Source organism: Streptococcus agalactiae ATCC 13813, from assembly GCF_000186445.1.
Classification (GTDB): Bacteria; Bacillota; Bacilli; order Lactobacillales; family Streptococcaceae; genus Streptococcus; species Streptococcus agalactiae.
Map to the genome: position 1 here is coordinate 1558882 of NZ_GL636070.1, position 9892 is coordinate 1568773.

Here is a 9892-nt window from a genome sequence, read left to right on the forward strand (position 1 = left end):
GATTCTAAACTACCAGAATACATTAAAATTTTATTTGCAATTCTATTATTCTCTGATTTATTTAATATTTCTTGGCTAGTTGAATAATCTACAAAAACCATATTTTCGCTAAAATCAGATGATAATCCTGTATATGTTTCCTGTTTTTTACCAGAAAAGATTCCTATAATTTTAAATTTATGACTTTTTATTTTTCCACTTTTTTCCGTATCTAGTAATTCAAGATCAATTTCATCACCCAATTTTAGTTTGTTTTGTTTAGCAAATTCTTCATGAACAAGAATTGAATTCTTATCATTTTCTTCTATATTTTTTCCTTCTTTAAAACTAAATACTCCACTACTAAATAAAAGATTTCTTTTAGTATTACTTGTAGCTTCTAGTGACACAACATTTTTAAATTCGTCAGATAAATCTTCTCTATTTATACTTTGCTCACCACTAACTACTTTAAGATCTTTCAATTTTGCTAATCCATCATATTGAAATATTTTTTCTTCAACCTCTTTTATTTTTTCAATATTCTTAAATTGATTAATATTAAAATATTTACCATCTTTTTTTGTAATTGATATTGAAGAATTAGAACTTTCATATAAAGCCTTTTCTATTTCATTACTTGATTTCATTATTGTTAAACATGAATACAAGCAAGAAAGAACAATTGTTAAAATAGCAAATATAATAAGTGTTCTATTTTTTTTCTGGTAATATATGCTATAGCATTTTTTATCACTTCCTAATTACTCCTCTCTATTTTTACTCCGCAACTATTGCATCCACTGGATTAATATTTTTACATCGCCTACAACTAATGTTTTTAAAACTATTTCCATTAAAATTTCTTCATTTGACAAACTATCTCAATGATAGAGCCGTTTATATATGAAGTTACTGAATTTCGTATCTATTTATTCAAAGGAAAATCTCAAATAACTCATTATGAAGAATGCGATACGAAATCTAATTCTCATGTTTATATAGTTTTATTATCAAAAACTACCTAATGCTCTATTGAAAAAACTAGACTTAGGGTAGCGATGATAAACAATGAACTGATGTCTGGTTAAGGAAATAGTTATTAAGCAATACAGATTTTATGATGCATACTGGCTGTTTCAATAATCATCCCGTACTTGACAGTACCTATCTAATTTTACATAAGTTCACCTCCCAATTTAGCTTACAATAAATAGACATTTAACTCTTAAAGCGAAGAATTACGTTTACTAGTAAAATTATCAATCTATAAGTTACTAGACACCAGTGACAAAATAGTGTTGCCTAAATACTAGATTACATACCTTTTATGAAACGTTTATGAAATAAAATTTTTTCCATATTATATTAATTTTTTTATTTTCAAAAGAGCTATGCTAATTTCTTTTATCCCTTACTCTAATCCATTTATATGAAATTCAGTTGTAAAAATAAAGTCTTATGCTAACATAGTAGTTTATGTTTTATTAACGTTCTTTTGGGCGGCATTGGAGCGCATAAATTTTACGCAGGAAAAATAGGCCAGGTTTTTTTATATATTATTTTTAGTATTACCTTTATTCCTGGAATTATCGACCTTATCGAAGCTTTGATGGCTCTCGGAAAACAAACTGATGAATATGGAAATATCATCGTTTAATGAAACAAAAAGCCTCACGCTCAATTTTTGGTCGAGGAGAGCGTGAGGCAAGACAGTATAAGAAATAAGCATTAAATGGCTCGTTTTCTTGTAGCTATTTTAGCAAATTTAGAAAGGTTAAGCAATCTGAACGGCTCCCTGTCAAGTAGACAGTCAAATAATAAAAGATAAGTTATGCAACCTGATTCCTGAATTCTAGAGGAGTCAGGTTGTTTAATTTTGATTGATAACGTTGTGTGTTGTAGAATTCGATATAACGTGCCACATCATTGACCAACTCATCATAAGAGTTGTATTTCTTAAGGTGGTAAGACTCAGTCTTGAAAAACCCAAAGAAACTTTCAGTTGGTGCATTATCAATACATTTGCCAATCCGGGACATGGATAAGGTCAGACCAGCTTGTTGTATGATATAACGGTATTCTTTGGAAGTATATTGACTACCTCAATCGCTATGGATGATAGGTGTGGCTCCTGGATTGAGCTCTAGCCCCTTTTTAATGGTCTTCATAACAAGTGGATTTCATTGTTGTGACTAATCTCATAAGCGATAATAGAACCGTTATACAGGTCTTTAATCGCACTGAGATAAGCTTTAGCTCCCAGACCGTATTGAAGATAGGTGACATCTGTGCACCATTTCTGGTTATGAGCTGTGGCTGTAAATTCACGATTAAGAATATTTTCTTCGTAAAATCTGTCACCAGCTTTTGTACAAGCATGGCTAACACGACGAATGACTGAACTAATCCCCAGAATGTTCATCAATCAACGAATCCGTTTCTTGTTTTAAGTTGTCCCAAGTTGACGATTAATAAATGTTGTCATACGGCGATAACCTAAGATACCATTGTAGAGTCTATGAAGTTCCTTGATTTTAGCCATTAGCTTTGTATTTTTTGTCTCAAAATCTGTTTTTTGACGATTGAGCCACTTGTAATAGCCTGAACGAGACCCCTTCAAGAGTTGGCATAAGGCCTGAATAGGCACATTAGATTCCTCATCGTAATAATTCTTGATTACTTGGAACTCCGCTAAATGCTTACCTAGTCTTACCGTCTGTTTCCTCGTTTGATGTCTTCTAACTTTTTTAGTAAACTAACCTCGATTTCTAAGAGACGATTACGTTCCTCCAATTGTTTAATCTTGAGTTTAAGTTGCTCAATCTCGGTTAAATCAGGCCTACTCTCCAACCCTTTCACACGTCTATCAACCAAACCTTGTGAGCCATTCTTCTCAAGCTTACGCACCCAAGAATAAATTTGTTGGTAGGAAACACCAAACTTCTCAATAGCTGCTTGATAGTCTTTCCCATGGGCAATGGTGTAGTTAACAATCTCTACACGTTCTTCAAATGTGGCTTGCCTTCCTTGTTTCATACGGCTATATCCTCTACTAGTGGCTTTCAAGTCTTCACCACTAGTATACCGTTTTATCCACTTTTGGAGAACAGAGCGACTTGAGATATCATACCATTTACAAATATCTCTAAGAGAGCCTTTTCCATCAAGGTAGCCTTGAACACCCTGTTCTTTAGCTAATGTGGAGTATATCAATGGCGTATTTCCGTAAACGCGACAACGGGTGGGAATATCGAATATCGTATAAACATATAATAGGAAATATATTACTTTGCAATATTACTTCCACTAAATATCAACAAGTCATAAATCATTATAGTCAAACGCATGTGCAAGATACAGTAAAGCGTTTTAACATACATGTAAAAGCCTGCGTATCCATGGCTGTTCACGAGGGATATATAGAAAAAAATTTTTGTTTATTCACTAAGGTTAAAGCAAAAAATAAGGGGCGTAAATAGAGATAAAATTTCTTGAAACCAATGAATACTTACGCTTGATAAAAATTTGTAAAGAAAAATCACAACATCAATCGTATGCAGCGTTATACCTCATCGCTAAAACTGGCATGCGCTTCGCTGAATGTTTAGGTTTAACAGTTAATGATATTGATTACACTAACAAATATTTATCAATTAATAAAACTTGGGATTATCATTTCAACCAAAGATACCTGCCAACAAAAAACAAAAGTAGTATCAGAAATATACCAATTGACAATGATACATTATTTTTTGCATGAATTTACAAAAAATAAAAACGACAGATTATTCGACAAACTTTCAAATAATGCAGTCAATAAAACTATCCGAAAAATAACTGGTCGCGAGGTACGAGTGCACTCTCTCAGGCATACATTTGCAAGCTATCTAATTTCCATCTCTCAAGTTTTAGATCACGAGAATTTAAATATCACTTTAGAAGTTTACGCACATCAATTACAAGAACAAAAAGATAGGAACGATAAACTTAATCAGAGAAATTTGGGGCGGATTTGGGGCAAAATAGCTCTAAACCGCTATTTACATGCAATGAATATGTCCCCTGCCGGAATCGAACCAGCAATTACTCCTTAGGAGGGAGTTGTTATATCCATTGAACTAAGGGGACCTAGTAAAAAAACTGCCCACAGGCAGATTTTTTACGTCTTGGTTGTCCAGTTTTAAAACATAGTTACTATCCTCAAACAACCAAGCATTTTTAAAATCTGATCATCAAAATTAACGACGGATTTCTTTAATACGTGCAGCTTTACCTTGCAATGCGCGTAAGTAGTAAAGTTTAGCACGACGTACTTTACCATAACGAACAACTTCGATTTTATCAACACGAGGAGTGTGAATTGGGAATGTACGCTCTACACCGATACCACCAGAAATTTTACGTACTGTGTACATTTCTGAGATTCCTTGACCTTTACGTGAGATAACAACACCTTCAAAGATCTGAATACGTTCGCGAGTACCTTCAACAACTTTAGCGTGAACACGTACAGTATCACCAGCACGGAACTCAGGGATATCAGAACGAAGTTGACCTTCTGTCAAACTTTGAATTAATGGATTCATTTTTATTCTCCTTCTCTTACTAATCTTAAGTACTTGTCTCAGCGGATTAGCCGTTTTTTGTGCGTCCATTACACACTCTCACAATTCTACCAAATTTTAACCTGCTTGTAAAGCTATTTTATCTAGAAGAACAAGGTGTCATCCTTTAGAATAGTTATTTGTATATTATTGAAATTTGATTTACTGTTTCTAGGTTAGCTTTTTTCTGATTTTTGAGAGTTTAATTCATTTAATATTATATGATTTTTTAAACTACGTTTTCTATATTAGCTTTCGTGTCACCTGACTCTTTCCCATAAAGTTGAAATCCACATCAACTTTTTATCTTCTAATGCATTTCACCATCGCGACTTAAATGCTTGTAGACATTATCCTAACCTAAGTTCTTACACATTCAATTGGATTTTACAGTATTTTAATGACAATCATAAAATCAATTTCTTTGAAGAAAATTATATTAGCCACATAATTTTTGCATTCATAAAATTTACAAACTTCATTTTTATAAACTTTAAGAGAATAAAAAAGAGAACGGAATATTCCGTTCTATAAACTGATAAACTCTTTTAAAACTCATCACTAACTATCTAGATTGAGCACCATAAATCGTATGAGCATGTGATATGGAGTAAGCAACAAGACATACAATAACAAAATAAGGAGTGTTGGCAAAGCCAAAGACTTCGCCACCTATTAAGATAGGACCTAACAGAGTATTCGTTGCACTCCCAAAAACGCTAGTATAGCCTAAAGCAGCAACTAAAATAACTGGCAAACCTAAAATGGGCGCAATAATCACTCCTAAACTTGCTCCTATTGCAAATAAGGGAGTTACTTCTCCTCCCTGATAACCTGCAGCCAAAGTAATAACTGTCAAACACAATTTTAACAACCAATCATAATCATAAAGATTCTTATTAGTGAAGCTAGCCTCAATTAGATTTGTTCCCAGTCCTGAATATCGTCCAAAATGGAAGATAAACAATAAAAAAGTAGCTAACAATCCAAGTGTGAAAATCCGTTTATATGGGTTTAGTAACCTACTAGAAGCAATTAATTTAGCTTTAGCCAATAAATAAGCAAATAAATTGCCACACAGACCAAAACATAGTCCTAAAACCAATAATTTTAGAATAATATCTGGTGTTAACGCCATTGATGTTGCTATACTATGAGAAAATTTTTCTAAACCTAAAGAATGTGAGACGAAATTTGCTGTCAGAGCAGCAATTAAACTTGGTAATATATACGAAACCATTAAACGACCTACTACCAAAACTTCGATCGCAAAAAAAGTAGCAGCTAAAGGAGTCTGAAATAAACCAGCAAAACCTGCTGCCATTCCCATTACTAGGAAAAGTTGAGAAGCGTTTTGTAAACGGCAATATTTTTGAAAGTAGTGTGAAACGGTAGCCCCAATCTGTACAGCAACCCCCTCACGACCTGCACTACCACCAAATAAGTGGGTTAACCAAGTTGTTAATATCACGAGAGGAACAAGACGTTTCGGAATAGTCTCCTCATTACCATGACCTACTTCAAATACCAATCCCATCCCTTTAACACTCTTACCCCCAAATTTTTGATAGACAAAAACTATAAATAAACCAACAATGCTAAGAAAAGGGAGTAGGTAAGCTATATAATCACTTCTAAAGGCTGTCAGGAATAATAGAACACGTCCAAAGACTGCTGTAATAGCCCCAACCACACCACCGATTAGTAAGCTAAACCCTAAAACAAGTACGTACTGAGCATAATTATCAAATCGTTTAATCACCGTCTACAATATTCTCCTTTTGATAAACACGAGATTCTGTCATAATGTCTTTGAAAGTTGCTCGTATCACATCGTCAAATTGATGATTTTGGACTTTCTTCAATACATTGTTAAGCACTTCGTTTTCACGATTATTATCTAAAACTGGAAGTCGGTGTTTCTTTTTAAATGCTATGACCTCTAAAATTAGACCCATTCTAGTTTCTAAAAGGCTTACCAATTGCTGATCTATTTCATCTATTTCTTGACGAATCTCTTCTAATTCCATATCTATATCTCATATTCTAGTTACAAAAGATGGTAAAAAAGTTAAAAAGACGACTCGTGTTCGTCTTTTTGGTAGCTTAGTTAAGTTTAGAAGCAATTTCTTCAGCAAAAGCTTCTAAGTTTTCAATGTCTTCGTCTTCTGCCGCTAAATCAACTTTAACACAATCAGCACCTTTTTGTGCTCCTGTTAATGCGAATTGAGCCTCGAACTCATCAACAGATTTGCAGAAGTAATCATAGAAAGTATCACCTGAACCCACTACGCCGTAAACTTTACCAGATAAATCAACTTCTGCTAAATCTTCATAAAAGTCCACGATTTCATCTGGTAAATCTCCATCACCATATGTATAAGTGGCAACAATTGCAATGTCAGCATCTTCAAAATCTGCAGCATCAACCATCGTACACTCTTCTACTTCAACATCTAGACCCAAGTCACGTAATTTATCAGCAACAATGTCAGCAATTTCTTCAGTATTTCCGGTCATGCTAGCATAAACAATCTTTGCTAAAGCCATATCTTCCTCCACTTGTAAATTACCACTATTCTATCATATTTTTAAAGAATCGTGAAGGTTATTTTAGATAGCTGTCATAGTTTTCTTGTAGCTTATGTAGTAAAGTATCTTTCTCTGAATCACTTGTAAAGGAGGCCTTCACAGCGTTTTGATTAAAAACAAGAAAGTCTTCTATTTTCGTTCCAAAATAAGTTACGAAAAGACTATATTCTTTCGTCAAATTTGTATCGGAAACAGTACGATTATCTGTATTAATTGTAATCTTACCTCCAGCATCATAAAGTTCTTGATAAGGAAAACTTTGAATACTTGAGGCTGCTTTCGTTTGTAAATTGCTAGTTAAACACATCTCTGCTACAGCATCTTCTTCGACAAATCGCTTTATTAAAGCCCTCTGTCCTGTTAAAGCTGTCACATGTCCCATACGCTTAATCCCTAAATTTAAACTATCCGCAATATGCTTAGCACAACCACACTCACCTGCATGTAAAGTCATCGGGTAACCTGAGCGTTTTACTTCCTGAATAAGATCTACTAAACTATCTGTTGGATAGGAAAATTCATCACCTGCAAAATCAAAACCTACCAGGCCTTTGGGAGCCAAATCAACAATGTGTTTAATAATTTCCTTGGTCGTTTTATGAGACGATTGGCGCATACCGCAGACAAGGGCGCGTGCAACGATATTAAATTCTTTCTGAGCATCTGCTAAACCTTCTAAGACTGCAAAGACTGTATCACTTGCGGTTAAACCTTTATCCATAGAGAGTTCTGGCGCAAAACGAATTTCAATATAAATAACATTTTCTAAAGCTGCCTGTCTAGCAACATCATAAGCAGCAAAACGTAATGCTTCCTTCGTTTGAAGAAGCGGTCTGATAAACTCAAACGTTTTAAGGTAATCTACCAAGCTTTCTGTTTGAGCTGGAGCTATAACATATTTTCTTAATTCTTTATCACTATTTGGCAGTATTATATCAGCCATATTAGCCAATTTTCTAATAGCTGGTAAAGAAAGTGAGCCATCTAGATGACAATGCAACTCCGCCTTAGCCAATTCTTTTAATACTGCTTGTGTCATAATTTATCTCCTATTAAAAAGCATTTTTACTATATTAACAAAAGTTAGCTAAAAAGCAATACATTTACAAAATATTATCATAAAAAAGATTGTTAGTTAGCAGTATCCGAATTTTATAAAAAAATAACATACCATCATATAAAAATAAACAAACATTGCGGCCGCTATCTTAATTTCTTTCCTCAATAAAAGATTTAAGCTATAATATAGTCAACAATATAGCCTTGTTCTTCACTAAAAGACAAAACAGTTAGGTAGGTAAAAAATGATTATTTTTCAACAAATTCTTGATAAAATCAAAGAGTACGACACCATCATTATCCATCGACATATGAGACCAGACCCTGATGCTCTTGGTAGCCAAATCGGCTTAAGGGATATCATCAGGCATAATTTCCCAAAGAAAAAAGTACTTGCTACTGGTTTTGACGAACCCACACTCGCTTGGATTGCTAAAATGGATCAAGTGACCGACCAAGACTATCAAGGCGCTCTTGTTATTGTTACAGATACAGCAAATACCCCTCGCATTGATGATGAACGTTATAAAAAAGGTGACTTTTTAATTAAAATTGACCATCATCCAAACGATGAAGTCTATGGAGACCTCTCTTATGTAGATACTAACGCCTCTAGTGCAAGTGAAATTGTGACAGACTTTGCTCTTTCTTGTGATTTGTTGTTATCAACAAGTGCAGCAAGAGTTCTATATAATGGTATTGTAGGAGATACAGGACGCTTTTTATATCCTGCTACCACAAGTAAAACACTGAAGATTGCTAGCAAACTTCGTGAATTTGACTTTGATTTTTCTGCAATGGCACGTCAAATGGATTCCTTTCCTTTCAAAATTGCAAAATTACAAGGCTTTATTTTTGAGCAACTTGAAATTGACAAGAACGGCGCTGCATGCGTTACTTTAACACAAGAAGACTTAAAACGCTTTGATGTAACAGATGCAGAGACTGCTGCAATCGTTGGTATACCTGGAAAAATTGATATTGTAGAAAGTTGGGCAATTTTCGTTGAACAAAGCGATGGGCATTATCGTGTGCGCCTACGTAGTAAGTCACACATCATTAATGAAATAGCTAAACGTCATAATGGAGGCGGCCATCCTTTAGCCAGTGGAGCTAATTCTTATAGTTTGGAAGAGAATCAAGCTATTTACCAAGAAATCCAGGAAGTACTTTCTTTATAATTTTACTTTTTTTATCAAAACACTTGTCAAGGCTATTCTTATTTGATAGAATAGAGTGGTTAATAACTATGACTCAGACGAGTTATGGCAGAAAGGAAATTTTTAAAGATGAAAAAAGACATCCATCCAGATTATCGTCCAGTTGTTTTCTTAGATACAACTACAGGTTACAAATTCCTTAGTGGTTCAACTAAATCAACTAAAGAAACAGTAGAATTCGAAGGTGAAACTTACCCACTTATCCGTGTGGAAATCTCATCAGATTCACACCCATTCTATACAGGACGTCAAAAATTCACTCAAGCAGATGGACGTGTGGACCGTTTCAACAAAAAATATGGTCTCAAAGACGCAAACGCTGCTCAATAAGCATAGCATTAATTTTAAAAGCACTTCTAATAGAAGTGCTTTTTTCTATGTTTGAGCCTATCACGTACGAAGAAAAAAAGATGATATCGTATCCGATATCATCTC

The 9892-nt window shown here is 34.1% G+C and carries 10 protein-coding genes, 1 tRNA gene and 2 pseudogenes; 5 read left to right on the forward strand and 8 right to left on the reverse strand.

Annotated features, from left to right (window positions below):
* Positions 1–736: pseudogene (locus HMPREF9171_RS105980) on the reverse strand (ABC transporter permease); the annotation flags it as partial.
* A 741-nt stretch (positions 737–1477) separates the two neighbouring features.
* On the opposite strand from HMPREF9171_RS105980, the gene HMPREF9171_RS1000000113540 reads away from it, so the two are divergent.
* On the forward strand, positions 1478–1639 hold the full coding sequence (locus HMPREF9171_RS1000000113540) for a TM2 domain-containing protein (protein ID WP_000508795.1): 162 nt from the start codon (positions 1478–1480) through the stop codon (positions 1637–1639).
* A 172-nt stretch (positions 1640–1811) separates the two neighbouring features.
* Here HMPREF9171_RS1000000113540 and HMPREF9171_RS1000000114140 read toward each other — a convergent pair.
* A pseudogene (locus HMPREF9171_RS1000000114140) lies at positions 1812–3189 on the reverse strand (IS3 family transposase); the annotation flags it as partial.
* A 5-nt stretch (positions 3190–3194) separates the two neighbouring features.
* On the opposite strand from HMPREF9171_RS1000000114140, the gene HMPREF9171_RS1000000113990 reads away from it, so the two are divergent.
* Both HMPREF9171_RS1000000113990 and HMPREF9171_RS1000000114145 read left to right on the forward strand, forming a co-directional pair.
* Entirely contained in the window at positions 3195–3461 is a 267-nt protein-coding gene (locus HMPREF9171_RS1000000113990) for a hypothetical protein (protein WP_001872365.1), read from the forward strand.
* 35 nt (positions 3462–3496) lie between these two features.
* Entirely contained in the window at positions 3497–3742 is a 246-nt protein-coding gene (locus tag HMPREF9171_RS1000000114145; RefSeq protein WP_047209588.1) for a tyrosine-type recombinase/integrase, read from the forward strand.
* Positions 3743–4038: 296 nt separating this feature from the next.
* Here HMPREF9171_RS1000000114145 and HMPREF9171_RS105955 read toward each other — a convergent pair.
* The 6 genes from HMPREF9171_RS105955 to add all read right to left on the reverse strand — a co-directional run bounded on the left by HMPREF9171_RS105955 (position 4039) and on the right by add (position 8217).
* A tRNA-Arg gene (locus HMPREF9171_RS105955) sits at positions 4039–4110 on the reverse strand.
* A 110-nt stretch (positions 4111–4220) separates the two neighbouring features.
* Entirely contained in the window at positions 4221–4568 is a 348-nt protein-coding gene (gene rplS, locus HMPREF9171_RS105950; RefSeq protein ID WP_001068667.1) for a 50S ribosomal protein L19, read from the reverse strand.
* 583 nt (positions 4569–5151) lie between these two features.
* Complete coding sequence (locus tag HMPREF9171_RS105945) at positions 5152–6348, reverse strand: chloride channel protein (protein ID WP_000595706.1); 1197 nt, start codon at positions 6346–6348, stop codon at positions 5152–5154.
* Positions 6341–6616 carry a chorismate mutase gene (locus tag HMPREF9171_RS105940; protein ID WP_000418127.1) on the reverse strand — a complete coding sequence of 92 codons (276 nt, stop codon included), beginning with the start codon at positions 6614–6616 and terminating at the stop codon, positions 6341–6343. Before HMPREF9171_RS105940 ends, HMPREF9171_RS105945 begins: the two co-directional genes overlap by 8 nt.
* A gap of 76 nt (positions 6617–6692) precedes the next feature.
* Entirely contained in the window at positions 6693–7136 is a 444-nt protein-coding gene (locus HMPREF9171_RS105935) for a flavodoxin (RefSeq protein ID WP_001162136.1), read from the reverse strand.
* A gap of 58 nt (positions 7137–7194) precedes the next feature.
* Complete coding sequence (add, locus tag HMPREF9171_RS105930) at positions 7195–8217, reverse strand: adenosine deaminase (protein WP_000189636.1); 1023 nt, start codon at positions 8215–8217, stop codon at positions 7195–7197.
* A 265-nt stretch (positions 8218–8482) separates the two neighbouring features.
* Here add and HMPREF9171_RS105925 point away from each other — a divergent pair, with 265 nt between their 5' ends.
* Both HMPREF9171_RS105925 and HMPREF9171_RS105920 read left to right on the forward strand, forming a co-directional pair.
* Positions 8483–9418: a DHH family phosphoesterase gene (locus HMPREF9171_RS105925; protein ID WP_000583233.1), complete on the forward strand. Its 936-nt coding sequence runs from the start codon at positions 8483–8485 to the stop codon at positions 9416–9418.
* Between the two features lie 108 nt (positions 9419–9526).
* Positions 9527–9787: a type B 50S ribosomal protein L31 gene (locus tag HMPREF9171_RS105920; RefSeq protein WP_000710757.1), complete on the forward strand. Its 261-nt coding sequence runs from the start codon at positions 9527–9529 to the stop codon at positions 9785–9787.
* Positions 9788–9892: the final 105 nt, after the last annotated feature.